This is a genomic window from Dictyobacter formicarum (assembly GCF_016587435.1).
Map to the genome: position 1 here is coordinate 234,755 of NZ_BNJJ01000012.1, position 20,641 is coordinate 255,395.

The window sequence follows — 20,641 nt, forward strand, 5'->3', positions numbered from 1 at the left end:
GTCACTCTGTAGTGCTTGCTTGTAGATGGGTTGTTTCGCGCTTTTCTGAAGAAATATTTGTGGATTGCGACGTTTTGGGCACACCAGAGGAATGAGGCATGTTTGCAGAGTTTTTGACCATGTACGATATTCATCGCTGGCTGCGTTATGTGACCTGGCTCGGGCTGGGTTGCCTGTTCGTCTTTTTCCTGATGGCTGAAGGCGGTTTGCCTCCACAGTCCTGGCTATCTTTGATCCAGAGCGTATTGAATTTGCCTGCTCTCTGGCCTGCCCATGGCATCTTTGCCCTTACGAGTGTGGTGAATCCATTGATCTGGTCGGTGATCTGGGGATGTTTATGGTTTGTGGTGTTAAAGATCTGCATGGCACTTTTTCAACATCATCAGCAGTTGTCGCTGCAGGTGGCTCAACCGTTAAGTGGCTCCTGGCTGCCAGCCAGTCAACTGTCGCTGGCTGTTTCTTCTCAGTTGCATGGCGGCGATAGCCTGGGGGTGGCTGTGCCGCGCTTACGCCTTCCACAGCGTTCTCCTCTCTCTGGCGATTCTGGATCGCTAGTATTGCCCCGCAGGCCTGTGTCTGAAGGCCTGGCCGATGTTCCGACGCGTCCGGCGGCTGAGCCTGCTCATTCAACCGTGCCTTTGGATGCTCTGTCCGCCGAGCATCCTGCTGCCCTGCCTTTGCGTATTGGTGTAGGCTGGCATACAGGTCTGCTACGTCGCGATGCGCCTAATGAGGACAGTGTGGTGGCGTTTCAGGGGACGTATACGTACCAGGGCCGTTTGCTGCCGTTCGGTTTGTTTGTGGTCGCTGATGGTATGGGGGGCCATGTGGATGGCTTGCTGGCCAGCCGGATTGCGATGCAGAGTATGTCGCATACGGTGTTGCAGAATATTATTATGGGGCGTGAGCTCAGTGACGAGTTTTTTACTGATATGTTGGTGGGAGGGGGTGAGTGGGCCAATATGGCGATTTATCAGCGGGCGCAGGCAGATGGCACCGAGATGGGGACAACCCTGACGGCCGCTCTGGTGATCAATATGCGGGCCTATGTAGTGAATGTGGGCGATAGCCGGACCTATCTGTTCCGCGATACTACTGGCTTGATGCAGGTTACTCGTGATCATTCGCTGGTGGCTTCGCTGGTGGCCTTTGGTCAGATTACGCCTGATGAGGTGTATACCCACCCTGAGCGCAGTAAGATTTACCGCAGCGTGGGTCAGGGCGAGGATTTGCATGTGGATTCGTTTGTGGTTGATCTTCAGCCCCACGATCGTTTGGTGCTGTGCTCGGATGGGCTATGGGAGATGGTGCGCGATCCAGTGATTGAACGGGTGTTGCGAGCTAACGATAATGCCTCTGTTGCGTGCGATCGGCTCGTTCAAATGGCGTTGCGTGGTGGTGGTTGTGATAATATCTCTGTACTGGTAGTTGATGTTTGAGTGGAGCTCTAATTGTCGATGTACCGGACAAATTTAATGCCCGGCACGATCACTACTATAATGAAATCAGGCCTTGACCAGATGTTGCTTGAGCCAGGCTAGCGTGTGTTGCCAGGCATCGGCTGCATCTTCAGCCCGGTAGGTGTCCCGGTTGGCATGGAAGAATGAGCGCTTTGCCTGTGGATAGACGATGATATGGTGTTTTTTCTCATGCGCAGCCAGCTTTTCTTGTAGCCATTGAACATAATCCTGGGAAATCGTATCGTCTTCTCCCCCATAAATTCCCAGGAATGGGGCCACGGTAGCCTGAATGGCCTGTTCGTGGCTGGGATCATCGGGATCACCACTACCGCCGTAAAAGATAACCAGTGCCCCTACCTGGTTGGCATCCCCCATGGACGCGAGCATGGCGGCCAGGCTTCCGCCGATGCCGAAGCCAAGCAGCCCAATTTTTTTTGGGTCAACCAGGGCTGAGTTTTCTAAATAAGCGATGGCCTGCCGTATTTCTTGCAGGGCGTTCTGACGGTCAAGCTGTTGAGCGAGCTGCTGGGCCTCTTCGACACTTGTGGCAACCTGACCATGATAGAGATCAGGGGCCAGCGCCACGAAACCTTCCTGGGCCAGGCGCTCGGTCACATGCTGCATATGTGTATCAATTCCCCACCACTCTTGCAGCACGACAACACCCGGAAAGGTTTCTTCACCTTTAGGGTGAGCCAGGTAACTAAATGTTGATCTTTCCCCCGCCTTAAATTCAACAATCTGTGAATGAATAAGCATTTGCTATACCTTTATCTTCATTTTTTTGATTGTGGGCCTGCACAATAAGGCATACAAATATGTGTGGCCATTAGGTTGTAGGCCTTATATGTCTTATACGAACAATTGTACTGTTTCGTTTGCTTGAAGAATCTATTTAGCTCCAAATGGCTATGAAAGTGCTTGAAAAGCACGCGTTTTTTTATTGATGGTTGATGGTTCCGTTTATTTGGAGTTAGAACATATTTTGTTGTACAACATGTTACGACTGGCAATGTAGGTGCCTGCTTTTTGCGTACCTTGTTTATTCATCAGTTTTCTGTCGGCTGTTGTTGGTTGTTTGGGAGGATTTATCCTGCCAGGTTTGTGGAAAGGGATAACGATGGAGCAAGTATACTCTGCTACTTATCAGCCAATTGAGGATTATGGGGTCATTGGTGACCTGCATACCGTTGCACTTGTTGGTAAAAATGGTTCTATCGATTGGTGTTGTATTCCACGTTTTGATTCTCCTAGTGTTTTTGGGGCTATTCTGGATGCGCAAAAAGGAGGCTTTTTTAAGATCGCTCCTGATCTGCCTGTGTCCGAATGTCGGACACGGCAATTGTATTTTCCAGAGACTAATATTCTGGTGACGCGTTTTTTGACCAGTAACGGCATCGGTGAGATTATTGATTTTATGCCTATCCAGCAGTCATGGGATGTTGGTCATCCTCACCATATTATTCGAGCTGTGTCGGTGGTGCAGGGATCTCTGCCTTTTGAGATGGTCTGTTCTCCCCGATTTAATTATGCTCGCGACGAGCATACGGTGCGTCTCTTTGAACATGGAGCTACTTTCTATAGTAAGGATTTGTGTCTTGGCCTGGCAACTCATGTCCCACTAACTGATGATGGTCAGGGCAATGTCAGTGCGCATTTTACCTTGCATGCTCACCATCGGGCATACTTTTTGTTGGAATGTACGAGTGAGAGTGATGTGAACTTGCATCCAATGACGGAGCGGCGTTTTCAAAAGGATTTTCAGGAGACGATGGAGTTTTGGCAGCGCTGGATGTCTAAGTGTACATATCAGGGCCGCTGGCGTGAGATGGTGCAGCGATCGGCCCTGGTGCTTAAGTTGTTGACATATGCCCCAACCGGAGCGATTGTGGCGGCTCCTACTACCAGTTTGCCAGAATGTATTGGTGGGCCGCGCAACTGGGATTACCGTTTCGCGTGGCTGCGCGATGCGGCCTTTACAATCTATGGACTGTTGACGCTGGGTTTTTACGATGAGACCGAATCTTTTATGGGCTGGCTGGATGACCGTTGCCATGACCTGGGACCGAGCGGTTCACTGCAACCAATGTATGGCATTGATGGCCGGTGTACACTGGATGAGTTTACGCTGGATCATCTGGAGGGCTATCGTAAGAGCGGTCCTGTTCGCATTGGCAATGGGGCTTACAAGCAGAAGCAGATGGATATCTATGGCGAGTTGATAGATTCCATCTATATCTTTAATCGTCACCAGGATATCTCCTATGATTTGTGGAAGAATCTGCGTCACTTGTTGACGTGGTTAGAGGATCACTGGCGTGAGCCCGATGAGGGAATCTGGGAGGTACGCGGTGGCCCCCAACCATTTCTGCATTCTCGCGTTATGAGCTGGGTGGCTTTCGATCGTGCTCTCCGCATTGCTCGTCATCGAGGCTTGCCTGCACCCATCGCCGATTGGACAGCTGTGAGCGCTGAAATTTATGACGATATCATGGAAAATGGTTGGAATGCTGATAAGAAGAGTTTCGTGCAGTATTATGGCAGTGAAGAGGTGGATGCGAGCTCTCTATTGATGGTTTTGACCAAGTTCTGTGGACCGACAGATCCTCAAATGCTTAGTACTTTAGACCGCATCCAGCGTGAGCTGACGACCGATTCTCACGTGTATCGCTATATTCCAGGTCTAGCCGCCAGCGATGGTCTCACCGGGAGCGAGGGCACCTTTAGCCCCTGCAGTTTCTGGCTGGTTGAGACACTGGCTCGTGCTGGTCGCTTGATCGAGGCGCGCCTGGTATTGGAGAAGATGTTAAGCTATGCCAACCATGTCGGCTTATACGCTGAAGAAACCAGCCCGACCGGTGAGGCGCTGGGTAATTTCCCCCAGGCTTTTACCCATCTCGCCTTGATCAGCTCATGCTACAATCTGGATCGCGCCCTTAGTGGTACTTTGCTTGGCTAACTATTACCTGCTATCCGTTATCCAGAACTTAGACATTTATAGACAAGCCATATCTGATGTCTGGTTCCTGCTTCATCCAGGGCAGTTTCACTTGATATTGCTATCAAGCCAGCGCTGCCCTGTCCACAGGCTTCAATCCCGTGTAACTCACGGTACTCCTCGCTTATGCCAGGTCTGCCAGATTATAGGATGCGTTGACATCACGATCGATCACCAAACCGCATGCATGGCAAACAAAGACGCGTTCGCTTAAATCCAGTTCTTCCCGCACGGCTTTGCAACTTGAACATGTTTTACTGGATGGCTCCCACCGTGAGACAAATTTCACTTGGATGCCTATCTCCAGGGCTTTGTATTCTACCTGACGTCGAAACTCAGCAAATCCAACATCGCCAATTGCTCTGGAAAGACTTCTGTTTTTGAGCATACCTGCAACATTGAGATCTTCCAATACGATCACGGCGGGTCTCACATCACGCGACTTGGTTTTCATCACGATCTGTGAGGTGGCTTTGTGAAGCGTATCTTTGCGTATATTGGCAATATGAGCATGCAGACGAGCAAGTTTGCGCGTGGCTTTCACTCTATGCTTGCTTCCTTTCTGCTTGCGGGAATGCTGACGAGAAGCACGTCGTAACTTCTTGAGGTGAGAGCGCAATGCTTTTGGATTTGCAATGACAGTACCATCAGAGGCGGTGGCCAACGCCTTGATGCCCAAATCAATACCGATGACCTGACCAGTAGCTTGTACTGGATCAGGGACAGTCTCCTCAACCTGCACACTCACAAACCAGCGACCTGCTTGCTCCGAGACGGTGGCCGATAAAACCTTGGCGGTGGTTGGGAGATAACCATGCTCATGGAGTCGCAGGGTTCCCAGGCGGGGAAGTTGAATACCATCCGCGAAAACATGGATCGCACCTGTGAGGCGAAAGGAACCGATGCCTTTCTTTTTGGATTTGAAACGGGGATAGCCGAGTTTGCCTCGATATGTGCCTTGCGCCTTCAGTTTTATCAAGAGAATAATCGCTGATAAAAGGATATACATGTCCATAAATTTTAAAATTGATTTCAACCCTTCCCTCTATAAAGATTGCTGAGAGGGAAGGGATACTATTTTTGTGTATTACTCAATCAGTTACCGCTTGTTTGGACACCTGGCCTGACGATTAGTGTGCGGTGGCGCCTATTCTACCGGCATAGTGGTCTAACAATTGCTGTACGGGGACGATAGTATAGCCGCGCTGTTCTAGTGCCTGGATAATCAAGGGTAGAGCCGCCACTGTCTGAGCGCGATTGCCACCGCCATCGTGCATCACAATAATGGAGCCATTTCTGGGTTTTACTCAAGGTTGTCTGGACGATGGTAGCAACACCTGGACGTTGCCAGTCCTTGCTATCGACATCCCCTATGGTTGGCACTAATCCGGCTTTTGCAATCTGTATACGTACCATTCTGTTGATGGCCTCATATGGAGGTCTCATCAGCGTCGGTTTGATGCCAATGGTTTGCTGAATAATCTGGTTGGTATGTTCCATCTGCCACAATACCTGTGCTGGACTGATGGCTGTTAGCCGGAGATGGCTCCAGCTATGGTTGCCGATAATGTGGCCTGCTGCATATATCCTCCTGGTAATTTGGGGATAGGCCAGAACGTGTTGTCCGATCATAAAAAAGGTAGCGTGCAGGTGGTATTGACTTAAGGTTGTCAGGATTTCTGGTGTGTAGGTGATGTCTGGCCCATCATCAAAGGTCAATGCAACCTCTTTGCGACTCTCTGAGCCATGGAAAAAGAGCGTGTTTACCAGTCCTGTCACTTTAACGCTGGAGGCTGGCGTTGAGGGTGCTCCTGGTTGTGGCTCCAGTGTCGGCTTTGCTTTGCGTGCGTCGGAAGCAAAGGGAACAGGTCGGCCAGCCAGTAGATGCGCCGAGGTGGTGTCAGCGCGTGTTACTGTGATCACCAGTAACCCGATGAGCATGAGCATAAGCGCAAACCGGTGTCGCATGTGTTTGCTCGCTTTCGAGAAAAAGTAAAGGATACAGGCTCAACTCTTTCTTTACCTGTATTCGTGGGGAGGAAATACTATGGCGGCAGTATTTGTGATATGTCCACTGTTATATCTGTACATGTTTGAGGAATGAGGATTGGGAGTAACCGGAATAGGCAGTACTACTTGTGTAGATATGTTGGCCGTTGAAGAATCTAGTGAAAGAAAATAGATCAAAAAAGGAGCCACTTTTGCGGCTCCTTCAAACTTACTTATTAAGTATACCTGATTTCTGTTCAAAAATCAAGCTTTTTTGAGCGTTGTCCAACTATTTAATGCAGCATGGCTGGACTGATACTTTCGACTTCTTGAGTGATGTCTTCGAGATTCTGCGTCTTGCTTTTGGCATTACTACCGCGCAGGGGAACCTCTTTCAAGAAGAACACTGCCATCAGACCAATGACCATCAGTACGAGGCTGAGGATAAAGACGTTGTGAATGCCCTGGGTCAGCCCGACTTTTACGGCTTCGATCAGCTGGTTGTAGATGGTTTGCCCCTGGGGACCAAAGGTGCTGAACTGCTGGTGTAGCTGTTTCTGCGCATCCGCTGATAGCAGGATGTTTGGATTGTCAAGGGCATTGATCAGTTTCGCTGGCAACATCTGCTTCAAGCTGGTCGGAAGTGCATCATGGAACGCTGGTACATAGGCCGATGACATCAGCGAACCCATCGCCGCTAGCGCAACCGTACTACCGATCGAGCGGAAAAAGGTCAGAGCTGATGTTGACTCTCCAATTTTGTCCGGCATGACATTTTGTACGGCGATAGTATATGTGGACATACCAAAGCCCATTCCCAGTCCGACGATGATCATGGCAATTGAGAGATCCATATTCACCGAATTAATGTTCAGGCGATACAAGAAGTACATGCCAACGATTGTGATGAGCAAACCAACGATCGCGACCCATTTATATTTGCCGAAGCGAGAAATCAATTGACCTGAGATGATGCTGCTAATCATTAAGGCGATCATCATTGGCGAGAGCAATAGTCCACTATTGGTTGCCGATACTCCCATCACTCCCTGTGCGAATAGTGGCAGGAAGAAGATACTGCCAAACATTCCCATGTTTATGATCATGGTTACCAGGATCGAGATGCTGAAAATGCTGTTTTTGAATAGTCGTGGATCGATGATGGGCTGCTCTCCACGGCGTGCCAGCCTGATTTCATAGCTAAAGAAGCCGATAAAGGCTACGACTGAGAGGGCAAAGAGACCAATGATCTGAGCCGATAGCCAGGGCAGGTCTCCTCCAGCCCAGGTAAAGCCAAGCAATAGCGGCACCGTTCCCAGCACTAACAATGAGGCACCAATATAGTCGATCTTTGTCTTCTCCACTTTTCTATGCAGGGAAGGCATCAGGAAGATCAAGACGAACAGCGCCACTATGCCGATTGGTAGATTGACATAGAAGACCCAGCGCCACGTGGTATTTTCTGTAATCCAACCGCCAACCGCCGGACCTAGAATCGATGAGAGTCCGAAAATGGCGGTGGTGACGCCCTGCCATTTGCCGCGTTCGCGTGGTGTGAAGAGATCGCCGACAACCGCGATAGCAATCGGTAGGAGGGCTGCTGCCCCCAGACCCTGAATAGCGCGGAAAGCAATCAGTTGATTCATGGTCTGGGCCGCACCTGAAAGGGCCGAACCAAACAAGAAAATACTGACGCCGATTAAGAAGATTGATTTGCGCCCAAAGAGGTCCGAAAGTTTTCCGTAGATTGGTACCATCACGGTTGATGTCAGCATATATGCTGTCGTGACCCAGGTGTAGCGATCAAAGCCCTGCAGCTCAGAAATGATATGCGGCATGGCCGTCGATACAATAGTCTGGTCCAGTGATGCCAGGAGCATGACCAGCAAAACACCCAGCATCGTCAATAGGGTCTCTTTTTGAGAGTAGCGTGGCTGCTCAACGCTGTGTATTCCAGCTGACAATGGAGGAGTTGAATTGCGCTCGATAATAATCCCGTCCATTGGCTTTTCTTGTGTCGGACTCTTCATGTATAATTTTCCACTTCTTCGATTAGTTAACTTATTTTAATTATGTTAACTTACTTTTCAATTACAATCCCATCAAAGAAAATTTTTCCTATTTGTTGAAGTGTTTCATCAGAGTTCATAGATACATGGTATTTTTGTTGCAGCAGTGCATCATAACTTCTTGGAGTGATCAGCGACAAAAATGTGCGTGCCATAACTGGAGTCGCAATTGTCGTCGTAATCTCTCCCGCCTCTTTGCCCTCTTCTATAATTCTGGTGATACGCTGAAAAAGGAACTCAATGGCTTCCCTGAAAAAGCTAGATTGCTCTTTCAACTTACGTTGAATATCCACGCCGCTGTAGATTGAAGATAAAAATTGTGTGTTCTTACAGAGGAGCCCTGTATTGAGATAAGTGAGTAATGCTTCGAATTTCGATCTTGCAGTTGTATACCGGGCAATGGTTGTATCTAGATTATCAAGCACAATTCGTAAATCTCGCTGCAGGATAGCTGTAATCAGCTCTTCTTTGCTCCGAAAGTGTAGATAGATTGTACCTTTGCTGATACCAACTCGGACAGCAATTTCCTCCATCGAAGTTTCATAATACCCCTTCTCAAGCAAAACCTCCTCCGCTACCTGCAGAATGAGCTGCTCACGCTGCTCGCGCTGCCGTTCTTTAAGCGAAGTGTGCGTATGAATCGATGGCATTAATGGACTTCCTTTACTGCTTGACCGCATGATGGTTCTGTGACTTCCTTGTCTTTCCATGACCACATGCTTATATATTGGATATTTAGTAATTTTTTGACTATATAGTCATTATTTTATCATGCAGGTCATGAAATGTCAATATTTAATATTTTTTTCATTCACCTGTACCGAGGGCTATGGTAGACTAGAATTACTCATCATCGAGTGATGCCTGGCCAGAGTAGGAATTCCCTGGCAAGGAATATGTGCGGCTGATAGCAAGATGAAAATGCTGACCAGGCATCCTGGAATGCGCGCATGTCGTGCCTGCGGCCCCTGACGCTTCGCGCCTTCAGCGCTCCGGGCCGGTGAGCCATCTCACCCTGATGGTCGGGGTAATGAACACGCTCAACGCGCACCTTTGGCATCACTAAATAAAAAGCATAAAAAAAGGTCGAGCCTGGTGCGCTTGGCGGGCGCTAAAGCGGCTCAACCTTGTCTTATCCAGGAACTAATTTAGTTCCTGTTCCTCATCATCGAAATGACTCAATCGCATCACCCCAAAAAGTCCTGAAGCATTTTGCTGCGACTGGGTGGGTCTAGCTTGCGTAGGGCGCGAAACTCCACCTGTCTCACCGCCTCATGGCTCAGGCCTAACTTTTTTCCTGTTTCCGATAAACTATGTTCACCCTGGCCATTCAGGCCGTATCTGAGTTGTAATACCCTCCTCTCACGCTGGGATAACGCATCAAGCAAGTCGTGAATATGTTCTCTCAATGTTTCGGTGATTACGACGCGTTCGGGCGAATAAATAGGATCATCCTCCAGGATATCGCTCAAAGAAATCTCGTCGTCGCCCCCTTTACGAGGCATATCCAGGCTGATCGTCTCCTGATGGGTCGAGAGCAGTGAAATAACCTGTTGGACACTGACCTCCATCTGGTGTGCCAGCTGCTCCAGCGTTGGCTCACTCTCTAAACCATATTCCTGCTGCATCCGACGGCGTACACGGCCCAGGCGCTTAATCTCCTCTACTTTATAGAGGGGCACACGAATCATATGAGCCTGCTCAACCAGAGCGCGTGTAATATACTGGCGAATCCACCAGGTAGCGTAGGTACTGAAACGATAGCCTTTCCGATAATCAAACTTCTCCACGGCATGCATCAGCCCAATATTGCCCTCCTGGACGAGGTCCATCAGGTCAACACCGAAGCCTCTATACTTACGGGCGATATGCATGACCAGGCGAAGATTCGCCTCGACCAATTGACGTTTAGCCTCCTCGGCCTCACGCGTTGCCTCGACCTCTTTCGGCTCCTTTGGGGTACGCTGTAGACCGCGCTGCCGTTTACCCGTCACTACCCGAGCCTTTTCGATCCGCTGGGCCAGGTTTTTCACTTCATCCGAAGAAAGTAGATCCACCTGCCCGATCTCATAGCGATAAAAACGAGAAGAATCATTCAGGCTAAGTACTTCCGGATCTGCCTCAATGCTCATTGTTTTTATCGTTGTTGTCTGTGCTGCGTCGGTTACCATCGTGTTTTTCATCTGGACATCCTCCACTGTATTTGGGTTTTACTGGCCTCTGATGAAACTGAGTATACGTGGAGGAGCTTTCTACTATCTCCTAGATAGCTTCCCGGGTCTACAGCCGATTTTGCCCTTTTTTTAATGCCGCCATAATCACCTGTTTGACTAAATACAGATGTGACCAAATTTTTCCACAGCAAAATACAGTTGCAGTCCTCTTTTTTGTGTAGAAATGAAAAAAGATGTACTTGTCTTATACCAGTCTTACCAATTTCGCTTCATCGTGGGGAGCGTAGAGGATGTCTTTTCTGAGGATTTGAGCTCAAAAGTGCATGCGTACCGAACCATTATCAACCGGCGTAAACCGTCTCGTTCAGGTAAATTGGCTGTCAGAAATTGGCGTCCAGCCGCATTGAACAAACCCTGTTTCTACCTGCTCTTATGGCTAAACCGACCCGACCATGATCTCTCCTTTTCTGGCAATCTGGTAGTGCTGATCAAGTTCTTTCATAGCGTCCCGCTGCATGGTAGGGGTAACATGCGAATAAATGTTGAGCGTAATGCTAATGTTGGCATGGCCCAGCAGTTCCTGGATCACCTTGACGTTGACGCCCATGGACAACAGGATGGTGGCCGCCGAGTGGCGCAGGTCATGAAAACGTATGTCCGGTAAGTTCGCCTTTTGCAAGGCCCCTTTAAATTGTGTCCGTAAGGACGATGGCTTGACATGTTTTCCCAGCATACTGCAGAAGACCAGGTTATGCTGCTCCCATTCTTTTCCCGCCTTCAATCGCTCCTGGAGTTGTTGGGCGCGGTGCGCTTTTAACGCTTCCTGGATAAAGGTTGGCAGGATAATGGTGCGCTTACTTGTTGCCGTCTTTGGATCCGTTTCCAGGTACATGTGTAGTTCTCCATCGTGCGGTGGAATGTAGGAAACGGTCCTTCTGACGGTCAGGATCCCTTGATCAAAATCAATATCATCCCAACGCAAACCGAGGATTTCTCCTTTGCGCAGTCCGAGAGAAACGGCCAGCAGGATGATCTGCTCGATGCGATATCCCTTAGCGGCTTCCACCAGCTGCATCGCCTGCTCATGCGTAAGGTACTTTATCTCAGTTCGTTGTGCCCGAGGTGCCGTCAAATGTTTGCACGGATTAAGTGCTATCCTGTGCCACCTGACGGCATCATTGAGGGCGGCGCTTAAAATGGTATGAATGAGATGAATGGTGTTGGGCGCAATGCCATCGTTGCGCAGCGCTGTGTAGAGCTTCTGGATGTGCGTACCAGTCAATTGCTGCAATGGAATGTTCCCAAGCACAGGAATAACATTGCGATGTAGATAACTGCTGTACGACACATAAGTCGTTACTTTGATGGCAAGGGAATCGCGGCGCATCTTCAGCCAGTAGTCGAGGTAGTCGCCTATCTTCTGGTTGCGCTCTGTGACCAGAGAACCCTGCTCATTTTCGTGAATAAGCTGTTTTAATTTCTCCTTTGCTTCTTTCCTCGTTTTGGCGTAGCGCTCGATACGTTTTCCAGTGGAAGATCTCAGGCTTGCGACGAAGCGCCCATCTTGACGTTCATAGATGGTGCCATCCCCATAATCATTTTTCTGCCTCGCATTTCTTGCCGGAAGCTCAGAATTGGTTGTTCTTTGAACCATTGCATGTACTTCTTTCTTGTTAGAGGCAAGACTGGATACCTCTACTTTACCGCATTTGCCGACGATTTTGAAGCCATTGCCATACTTCATTGCGATCAAATCGATATGCATTGCCAAATTTATAGACAGGCAGTCCCTCTCGATTGATCAGTTCTGAAATTTTCGTCTTGCCAAGCTTCAGAAAGCTGAGTAATTCCTTCGTATCCATCAATGCCTCAGGAGGAGGCGGTAAAGGCTCAGAAGGTGTTGCTGTTCTATCCAAACTTGACTGTGTGTCTGTTGTTTGTGATCTCGTACGTGGCATGGTGGAGTTCCTTCCTGTTATGAACTGTTTTAGTCGGAATTTAATATGCAGCGTAATTTTCTCGTGTTGCACACTATTCAGTCTATGTTTCTTGGGGATGGAGTGGTTGAAGAGCATTGGAGTATTGGAAGGGGAGGGTTGGAGGTACTGAAGGAGCAGGTATTCTCTAATATTGCTTCTACTACCTCACTCTGTCACACAAGTGTAGATAAGGAAAGGGTAGGCCGAATGATGGGTGGGAGAGTTGTGGCCTCATCTTTGAAAACAATGAGTACAGCGCCGCTCAGTATTTCTCCCCAGAAAGACTTGAAAGACCAAGTTGAACTTTCCCTCGCACAACTCCTTCCCGACAAGCCAGCTTCGACAGGGGGAAAGCCTTTGAGAGAGGAACCACCAGGCAAGGTCAAGAAACGAGCGATCACACGCTCTCTCTCCGATGATGAGGGTGGAGAGGGGATGTCAAGCGCTGCTCTCCGCGGAGAATGTCCAACATGACCGGTGCGTGACCTGCCGCCCTGAGTTGCTCATAGAGATCTTCGATCGATCGGATGGCCCTGCCATTGGCGGCAATGATGAGGTCACCCTCGCGTAATCCTGCCCTGGCTGACGGACCCGGCACCGCGACAGCCTGGATCAATAGGCCAGCCACTTCTGGCAATCCAGCAGCCCGGCGCACCTGCCGAGCTACGTGGGCAGAGGCGAGCGAGGCTCCTAGCCAGTGTGACGGATGTTGGGAGTCTTCGGGGTCCAGTGCTTCAAAACTTAAGAGCAGTGTGCGCAGCAACGAAGTGAGGTGCTCACGCTGTTCTTGGCTCAATGCAGACAGGAGGCGGTCCTCATTCGTCAAGTGCAGAGGAGCCACTTGGTCAAACAACGCCACACCTTTCTCGGTGAGCTGGACCAATACCCCGCGTTGGTCACAGGGATCAGGCGTCCGTTGAACGATGCCTTCCTTTTCCAGACGATCGATTCGCACACTAATGGTCCCGCCACTCAATTGCAGGGCATCCATCAGTGCCCGCTGGGAACGCTGATAGGGCGGGCCTGCCCGGCGTAACGTGGCGATGACTGCAAAGGAAGGAGTGGTCAAACCAGCATGTTCAAAGACCGCCGCAATCTCTGGTTGCAGGTACGATTGCAAGCGACTGAGGCGCGTCACGACAGCGATCGGGGAAACGTCCAGGTCTGGACGCTGCTGCTTCCACCCTTCGAGCAGCCAGTCTGTATGATCTCGGATCTGGGGCAAGGGGGCGTCAGCCAATAGAGGAGTGTCTCGTTGGCGTTCTCCTTCCATAGTATCCTTCGGCTCACGCTTCTCGCCACCGGTCTGCGTTAATCGTGGCATGGTGCACTCTCCTTCTTTGATCTAGACATACGCGCTCTTTTGATGGTATCATATCATCCGTTGTTATGGAATAATAGTTTGAACTCAAACATTGTTAACAATGTTTTGGTAGAAGGAAACCTCTCTTGAAAATGATACCTGACGGTTCCTCACCTGGACAAACTGGCAGCATCAATCCACGCATCGTGCTGCTCGCCCTGGGGATGTTCGCCCTGGGAACGGATGCCTTCGTGATTGCTGGCGTCCTTCCTCTGATCACCAAAGAAACCAGTGCGCCGGAAGCTCTGGCCGGGCAACTGGTCACGGTCTTCTCCCTCACCTATGGATTGGGTGCCCCAGTACTTGCCGCACTGACCGGACGCTGGTCAGCCTCGCGCGTACTGATGATTGCTCTGGGGGTCTTCTCTCTCGCGAACCTTGGTTCGGCCCTGGCACCAACATTTCTTTTTCTGCTCTTGACTCGTGTGCTTGCCGGGTGTTGCGCGGCCCTCTATGCCCCTTTGGCTTATACCATTGGCACCCAGCTTTCTCCTCCAGAGAAGCGAGGCCAGGCGCTTGCCCTGGTGGTTCTGGGGCTCACGGTAGCAACCGTCTTTGGTTCGCCGTTGGGAACCTGGGTGGGAGAGCATTTCGGCTGGCGCTTGTCTTTTGGGCTGATCGTTGCACTGGCCGGTGTGGCCTTTCTGGCACTGCTAGTGTGTGGTTTGCCCAGAGCAGATGCGTCTAGCAGGGTATCATTGAAGGCTCGGCTGGCACCCATCACCGAGCCCTATCTCTTGCTCGCCTTGCTTCCCGGCCTGCTGTGGAATCTAGGGACGTACACTATCTATACCTATATTGCGCTGCTGCTGGGAAACAATGTGCACATTACAGATGTGAGCGGACCACTCATCGTGTTCGGAGCAGGAGTTGTGATCGGCAACTGGTCTGGGGGCATGATCTCCGATCGGTTTGGGCCGATGCGTCTCCTGCTACCAGTCTTGGTGGCACTGGTGTTGGTAGAGGTGCTGCTCTCGGTAGCGATGACGACGCTGATCGGGAGCATCGTGCTGTTGGCAATCTGGGGTGCCTGGGGTCCCTGCCCTTTGTTCCCCAGCAGCATCGTTTGCTCAGCCTGGCACCAGCACACACGAACGTTATTCTCGCCCTCAACAACTCCGCGTTCTATTTGGGAATTGCAGGTGGAGCGGTACTTGGCGGACTGGTTTTGCATACCACATCGGTCACCCTTCTTGGCTGGGTCGGAGCAAGTTGCGCCCTCCTTGCCCTACTCGTGCTGCTGCTGAGCAGATGGGTGAGTTCGCGGGCTATGCGCCTGGGGAAATCCTCTCACATGCCACAGCATGAGGGAGAACTGGTCCACATGCAGACGGACGAAAGCCACTGCTGATGCTGGGAAAGGAAGAGACGTAAACGCGAAGGAAAGCATGCCAGTTCAATGCTGATCCATATGTGGAGGGAGAAAACGACTTTGATTCGGTGGCATTGAACTGGCATGCTTTCCTCTTTCAACTGCACATGTTCACGAAAAAGGAGTCCAAACATGAGAACCTTTCACTACCGCTATCCAGTGAAGTTGACATCAGAGCAGCGAACGTTTCTGGAAACGATGGCACAAACGAGCAGAACGCCAGCCAAATACTACTTGGTAGCTCGTGTGTTGCTGATGAGTGATCAAAGTCAAGACAAACCGCGTTCTACCGATGGGCAGATTGCCGAGGCGCTCTCCATCAGTCGCCGCACAGTGATCCGCATCAAGCAGAGGTTTGTGCAAGAGAATCTGGAAGTTGCCCTTGCGGGGAGTTTCTCCCGAGAACATCCTGAACGACGCTGTCTGGATGGCAAGGGAGAGGCCCAACTGATTCATCTGGCGTGTAGCAAAGCTCCCGATGGACGACAACGCTGGAGTTGCTCGCTGATCAGATGGTGCGCCTGGGCTATGTTGAGCATATCAGCCCGGAGACAGTGAGAACCACACTCAAAAAAACGAACTCAAGCCGTGGCTCAAAAAGTCCTGGTGCTTCCCCAAGGAAGCGGACGGAGACTTTGTCTATCACATGGAGGATGTGCTGGACGTGTATTGCCAGCCTTATGACCCGACAGTGCCTCGGATCTGTATGGATGAGATGGGGAAGAATCTCGTCAAAGACAAATATCCTCCTGAACCGGCGAAGCCGGGACAAGTGGCACGAGAAGACTATACCTTCGAGAGAGAGGGTCGTGCCAATCTCTTCATTGCCTATGAACCGCTGGCGGGGAAACGCTGCCTGAAAGTGACCGAGCATCGCGCCAAACAGGACTGGGCGCACTTTATGCGAGAAGTGCTCGAAGAGCAGTATCCTGAGGTGGAGAAAGTTGTCCTGGTCCTGGACAATCTCAATACGCACACGCTTGCTTCGTTTTACGAGGTGTTTCCACCAGCACAGGCCAAAGCTCTTATCGACCGCCTGGAAATCCACTACACTCCCAAACATGCGAGTTGGCTCAACATTGCCGAGATCGAGTTGAGTGTCTTAGCACGGCAAGGTCTGGCCCACAATATCGCCACCATTGAGGAACTTTGTCGGCAGGTGCAGAGTTGGCAAGATCATCGCAACCAGCAGGTGGGCACGGTGAACTGGCAATTTCGCACAGCCGACGCGCGCATCAAGCTCAAGCGGCTCTATCCAGTGCAACAATTTGACCCTCAGCCGCTGGGGTCTGTTGTGTGACAATTTCACGTAGATAGAAGCGGAGACGCACATGGGAAGTTATCAGTCAGAGAGTCGTTATTACCTGCACATCCAGTTAACTGGCATTGAGCCCCCTATTTGGCGGAAAATGATTGTGCCCGGGGCCATCAGCCTGCATACCCTTCATAAAATGCTTCAGGTGGTGATGGGGTGGGAGAACGCCCATCTCTATTTGTTCAGATTGACGATCAATGAGAAGACAACCATATATGGTCTCCCCGACCCTGATTGGGAGCATGCAGACATACGCATCAGAGATAGTCGACGAACAAAGCTCGATGCGACCGTCTGGGCCGATTGGTTGAAGCTGACGTACGAATATGACCTGGGTGATGGCTGGATGCACCAGATTACGATTGAAAACATTGAGCATCTGGACGATGAAAATCTGCATGAGGATGCTCTCTGGGTGACCCCTCGTTGTCTGGCTGGTGAACGAGCTTGCCCCCCAGAGGATGCTGGTGGGATCAGTGGATACACTTTGCTCCTTGAGGCATTGCAGAATCCCAAGCATCCTGAGCACATGCGTATGCGTCAGTGGGCAGGTGTGTCTTACGATCCTGAGCTTTTTTCCGTCCAGCAAGCCAATTCAGCGCTGGCAATTCTGGACTGATGAACCTCTCGGCACGCATTAAAGTGGCTGATGCGGAATCTCAAAAAAGCTGGGGAAATGAAGTGCATTCTTTCACACCCATACATGTGTTTTTGAGAGGCCACCCTCTACACTCCTCTAGGCAATCGAGGCATCCCGACTGTGGTTATATCAGCAGTCGCTAGTAATATTCAGGTTTGCATCTCATTTTGATACCCGCTCGAATGTATCTTGAGCGTGCTTGATAGTTGGTAAATGGCCTGGAATCGCCACGGTTTTTGCCCTCAAACCTGCACACGTGCCCCCAATTCTGCACATGGAGACAAACTCTCCCGGCGAAGACGCTCCTCATCCAGGGTATCGATATGGAAGATTGTAAGTAAACAATCTTGGCGATGCGAAGTTGAATTATCCGATTTCCGCCCACGAAGCAAAATGATGTATATCATGAGCCCTCTCTCTTGCTTTTCCTGCCGGAACCGACTATGATACTTTCCATCATGCAATGATCATTTAGGAGGGCTCTTATGCAGGTTTACTTACTTACCGTTGAAGGCATCGCGAACTCCTATGAAGGCAAGTTCAGGCTCACTCCGCGTATCCTCCTGCGCAGTCTTGCCAGCAACATCATCATGCCTATGTCTGGGGACCCTCTTGAGCTCCGTCTGCCGAATGGGCGTATCCTTCAGGCCCGTGTAGCTGGCTTTGGTATAGACGCCTGGCGCGATGCAGAGGGGAATTTCCTGATAGATACCGATCCCGCTAACCCGGAGCTCTCGTTGACCATTACTGGCGTCGAGTTGCCAGATATCCTTCCTGGGATGGAAATCTGGCTAAGTGAGCCGAAATTTCAAGTAGGCGACGAGCCTTCTTGAAGTTGTCTGCTTTCCTCACTTCTACGAGCGCCTCAGGGCCGCGATCAGCTTGCATCGTGCTTATGCGACCTGCGACCGGCCTGGGCAGGTGACTGCCAGAGCCGCCGCATGAAACTTTATCTCTATGTGCAGACTTGGGGGCAAAAACCGTGGCGATTCCAGGCCATTTACCAATAGCAATTCGAGCATCATGGTTTCTCCCCTCACTCCACCAAAGAAACATACTGTTGCTTCAAATTCTGCTGAAACTGCAGTTCAGCAGTAGTTTCAAGAAGGGACTTTACTCGCATGCCCATACTGTCTTTTTCGCCTCGGCCAGCGGCTCCCTTCACTAATTCAAGCAAGAACTGACTGCATGAGCGGAAAATGTGTGCTTAATGTAAGATCTTACAATAGATCACAGGGACCCTTCTCATGAAGGGACCCACAAAAAGCTACAGCTGCGAAGTTATCCATGGTAGTAGATTCGACTATCCCATTTTCCAAACGTATGCAATGGCTCTGTGTTGATGATAGCCTTATAAAAAATATTGTCTCATTATGATTTATATTATGCTTATGGATTTGATACAGGTTAAGATTGAGCGATTTTTTATATACGGTGAAGATCATTTAGGTGATAAAATTGCTTTAAGGTTTATTCATCTACTTATGCGCAATATATTGTTGTTGCTCACGTAGGCTGTCTGTAAAAGACATTTTTCAGGGAGGAAAATATGACTGATCCAGCCCGTGCTCTTCCCACATCCAGGCACTTTCATCTTGAGCAATTGGCCGAATGGAGATCATTGGTGGGGTAATCAAGTTTTTTATCCTGATGCCAATATTATTGCTACTGGCAAAACCTATGCAGATCTGCTCAAACATGTGGACGTGAGCAAAGAGAAGGTGCAATTGAGCATTGAGAACGATATCCGAAATTTGGAAGCCAAGTTGGCGCAAGAGCCCGATGTAGATAAGAGGCGCTCCCAGGCCCATGAGATAGCGACACGCCGTGAGATCTTGACGGCCATTCCCATATTTGAGCCAACCATCCCTCATCTCACTCTCGAGCACCAGTTGACCTTTCATGGCAGCAAAAGAACCGTTGAGGTGCTTACCTACGGTGGCGGCCATACACGGAGTGATGCCTTTCTCTATCTGCCCGATGACCAGATACTTTTCATGGGTGATTTGCTTTTTGTGCATACGCATCCCTGGATAGGGGACGGAGATCCTGAGGAATGGGTGCATATTCTTCAACAGGTTGAGCAACTCAATTTCACTGTTGCTGTTCCTGGACACGGACCGGTAGGAGGGCGATCGGACATGGCATTGAACCGGCATTATCTTACAGCTCTTGTTGTTTTAGTAGAAGAATGTATGAGCAAGGGCCTCCCTCTGGAAGAGGCAACGAAGACAACATTGCCTGAGCCATTTAATAGTTGGGAAGGGGCAGAAATCTTCGATTAGAATATGAAGTTTCTCTACGCCAGGAAATAGTGGAGGTAACAGAAAAGGAAAGGAGGAGGACGAACGATTGGGATTATCGCCGCGTCTAACGCGACCCGGGCTGAAGAAAGAGGAAGAGCTCTCTAGCTCTTACATTGAAATATATGATAGTGAAGAAAGGTGGACCCGTTCGTGAACACTGCCCTGCAAGATCTCTCGCCATCAACGGTTGCCCTGGCATATGATGCCAATCACATTGCCGAGCGCATGCTCTTTAGCCGACTCCCCCAGGCGGAGCTTCACAATGATCTAGGCCTCCTCTGGTATGCCACGGGGAGCGATGCCGATAGTTTCAATGGTGTTTTGCAGACGCAGCTGGAGCCTGACCGCCTTTCTCCTGCCATCTCTCGTGTCTGTAAGTATTTTCAACAGCGCCATCTGCCATTTCTCTGGTTCGTGGGACCCTCCTCTCGTCCAGACAACTTGGGACGCATCTTAGAGGAGAACGGATTTACCCATGCTGAAACGGAACCTGTCATGGCCGTAGACCTGCTCCGAATGAATACGGACCTCCCGGTATCGTCTCGATTGGCCATTCATCGTGTTCGCACCCACGAGCAGTTGCTGCAATGGCTGCGGGTGTGCTTCTCTGAGTGCCCAGAAGAGCTCATTCAGCAGTGTTTTACCCTCTACTCAGGCCTGCACCTCGATCATCTCAGCCCACTGCGTCTCTATCTTGGAACCATCGATGGTGAACCGGTGGCGACGTCTCTGTTGTTTTGCGGCGTGGAAGCAGCATCCTTGCGAAATATCTTTACGCTCCCTCGCTATCGAGGTCAGGGTGTTGGCGCGATGATGACGCTTGCCGCACTGCATGAGGCACGATCGTGTGGGTATCGCATTGGTCTGCTGGCGGCCTCGCCAATGGGAAGTGCGCTCTATCGCCGCATTGGGTTTCAGGCGTACGGGACATTTAGTGTCTACTATGTAACGATCTAAAATGGCGGATAACCAGAAC

General features: G+C 50.3%; 16 protein-coding genes and 1 pseudogene. 8 read left to right on the plus strand and 9 right to left on the minus strand.

The genetic code is table 11. The features are described 5' to 3' along the window. Positions 1-98: 98 nt before the first annotated feature. Complete coding sequence (locus JMI88_RS21705; protein WP_201364065.1) at positions 99-1,439, plus strand: PP2C family protein-serine/threonine phosphatase; 1,341 nt, start codon at positions 99-101, stop codon at positions 1,437-1,439. A gap of 66 nt (positions 1,440-1,505) precedes the next feature. Here the strand turns inward: JMI88_RS21705 and JMI88_RS21710 are convergent, their stop codons facing one another. Further along, positions 1,506-2,219 carry a dienelactone hydrolase family protein gene (locus JMI88_RS21710; protein ID WP_201364066.1) on the minus strand — a complete coding sequence of 238 codons (714 nt, stop codon included), beginning with the start codon at positions 2,217-2,219 and terminating at the stop codon, positions 1,506-1,508. Between the two features lie 361 nt (positions 2,220-2,580). Between JMI88_RS21710 and JMI88_RS21715 the strand changes: the two genes are divergently transcribed. Then, positions 2,581-4,419, plus strand: coding sequence for a glycoside hydrolase family 15 protein (locus JMI88_RS21715; RefSeq protein WP_201364067.1), 1,839 nt, complete (start codon positions 2,581-2,583; stop codon positions 4,417-4,419). A 163-nt stretch (positions 4,420-4,582) separates the two neighbouring features. Here JMI88_RS21715 and JMI88_RS21720 read toward each other — a convergent pair whose 3' ends face one another. The 8 genes from JMI88_RS21720 to JMI88_RS21755 form a co-directional block, all read right to left on the minus strand. Beyond that, on the minus strand, positions 4,583-5,494 hold the full coding sequence (locus JMI88_RS21720) for an RNA-guided endonuclease InsQ/TnpB family protein (RefSeq protein WP_201364068.1): 912 nt from the start codon (positions 5,492-5,494) through the stop codon (positions 4,583-4,585). A gap of 116 nt (positions 5,495-5,610) precedes the next feature. Continuing rightward, a complete protein-coding gene (locus JMI88_RS21725; protein ID WP_201364069.1) occupies positions 5,611-6,426 on the minus strand; it encodes a polysaccharide deacetylase family protein in 816 nt (271 codons plus the stop codon). 314 nt (positions 6,427-6,740) lie between these two features. Continuing rightward, complete coding sequence (locus JMI88_RS21730; protein ID WP_236023000.1) at positions 6,741-8,477, minus strand: MDR family MFS transporter; 1,737 nt, start codon at positions 8,475-8,477, stop codon at positions 6,741-6,743. A 50-nt stretch (positions 8,478-8,527) separates the two neighbouring features. Continuing rightward, positions 8,528-9,166: a TetR/AcrR family transcriptional regulator gene (locus JMI88_RS21735; RefSeq protein WP_201364070.1), complete on the minus strand. Its 639-nt coding sequence runs from the start codon at positions 9,164-9,166 to the stop codon at positions 8,528-8,530. A 537-nt stretch (positions 9,167-9,703) separates the two neighbouring features. Continuing rightward, the gene (locus tag JMI88_RS21740; RefSeq protein ID WP_201364071.1) at positions 9,704-10,699 is read right to left on the minus strand and encodes a sigma-70 family RNA polymerase sigma factor; all 996 of its coding nucleotides are present in this window, start codon (positions 10,697-10,699) and stop codon (positions 9,704-9,706) included. A gap of 427 nt (positions 10,700-11,126) precedes the next feature. Then, positions 11,127-12,344: a tyrosine-type recombinase/integrase gene (locus tag JMI88_RS21745; RefSeq protein ID WP_201364072.1), complete on the minus strand. Its 1,218-nt coding sequence runs from the start codon at positions 12,342-12,344 to the stop codon at positions 11,127-11,129. Positions 12,345-12,390: 46 nt separating this feature from the next. Continuing rightward, entirely contained in the window at positions 12,391-12,648 is a 258-nt protein-coding gene (locus tag JMI88_RS21750; RefSeq protein WP_201364073.1) for a helix-turn-helix domain-containing protein, read from the minus strand. Between the two features lie 418 nt (positions 12,649-13,066). After that, positions 13,067-13,993 carry a MarR family transcriptional regulator gene (locus JMI88_RS21755; protein ID WP_201364074.1) on the minus strand — a complete coding sequence of 309 codons (927 nt, stop codon included), beginning with the start codon at positions 13,991-13,993 and terminating at the stop codon, positions 13,067-13,069. A 131-nt stretch (positions 13,994-14,124) separates the two neighbouring features. Between JMI88_RS21755 and JMI88_RS21760 the strand changes: the two genes are divergently transcribed. The 6 genes and pseudogenes from JMI88_RS21760 (at position 14,125) to JMI88_RS21785 (ending at position 20,622) form a co-directional block, all read left to right on the plus strand. Beyond that, the gene (locus tag JMI88_RS21760) at positions 14,125-15,279 is read left to right on the plus strand and encodes an MFS transporter (protein WP_236023004.1); all 1,155 of its coding nucleotides are present in this window, start codon (positions 14,125-14,127) and stop codon (positions 15,277-15,279) included. 257 nt (positions 15,280-15,536) lie between these two features. After that, positions 15,537-16,704: pseudogene (locus JMI88_RS21765) on the plus strand (IS630 family transposase). 31 nt (positions 16,705-16,735) lie between these two features. Beyond that, positions 16,736-17,338 (plus strand): plasmid pRiA4b ORF-3 family protein, encoded by a 603-nt coding sequence (locus JMI88_RS21770; protein ID WP_201364076.1) that lies wholly within the window; start codon positions 16,736-16,738, stop codon positions 17,336-17,338. A 506-nt stretch (positions 17,339-17,844) separates the two neighbouring features. After that, positions 17,845-18,192: a hypothetical protein gene (locus JMI88_RS21775; RefSeq protein ID WP_201364077.1), complete on the plus strand. Its 348-nt coding sequence runs from the start codon at positions 17,845-17,847 to the stop codon at positions 18,190-18,192. A gap of 762 nt (positions 18,193-18,954) precedes the next feature. Then, positions 18,955-19,644: an MBL fold metallo-hydrolase gene (locus JMI88_RS21780; protein WP_201364078.1), complete on the plus strand. Its 690-nt coding sequence runs from the start codon at positions 18,955-18,957 to the stop codon at positions 19,642-19,644. Positions 19,645-19,815: 171 nt separating this feature from the next. Then, complete coding sequence (locus JMI88_RS21785) at positions 19,816-20,622, plus strand: GNAT family N-acetyltransferase (protein WP_201364079.1); 807 nt, start codon at positions 19,816-19,818, stop codon at positions 20,620-20,622. Positions 20,623-20,641: the final 19 nt, after the last annotated feature.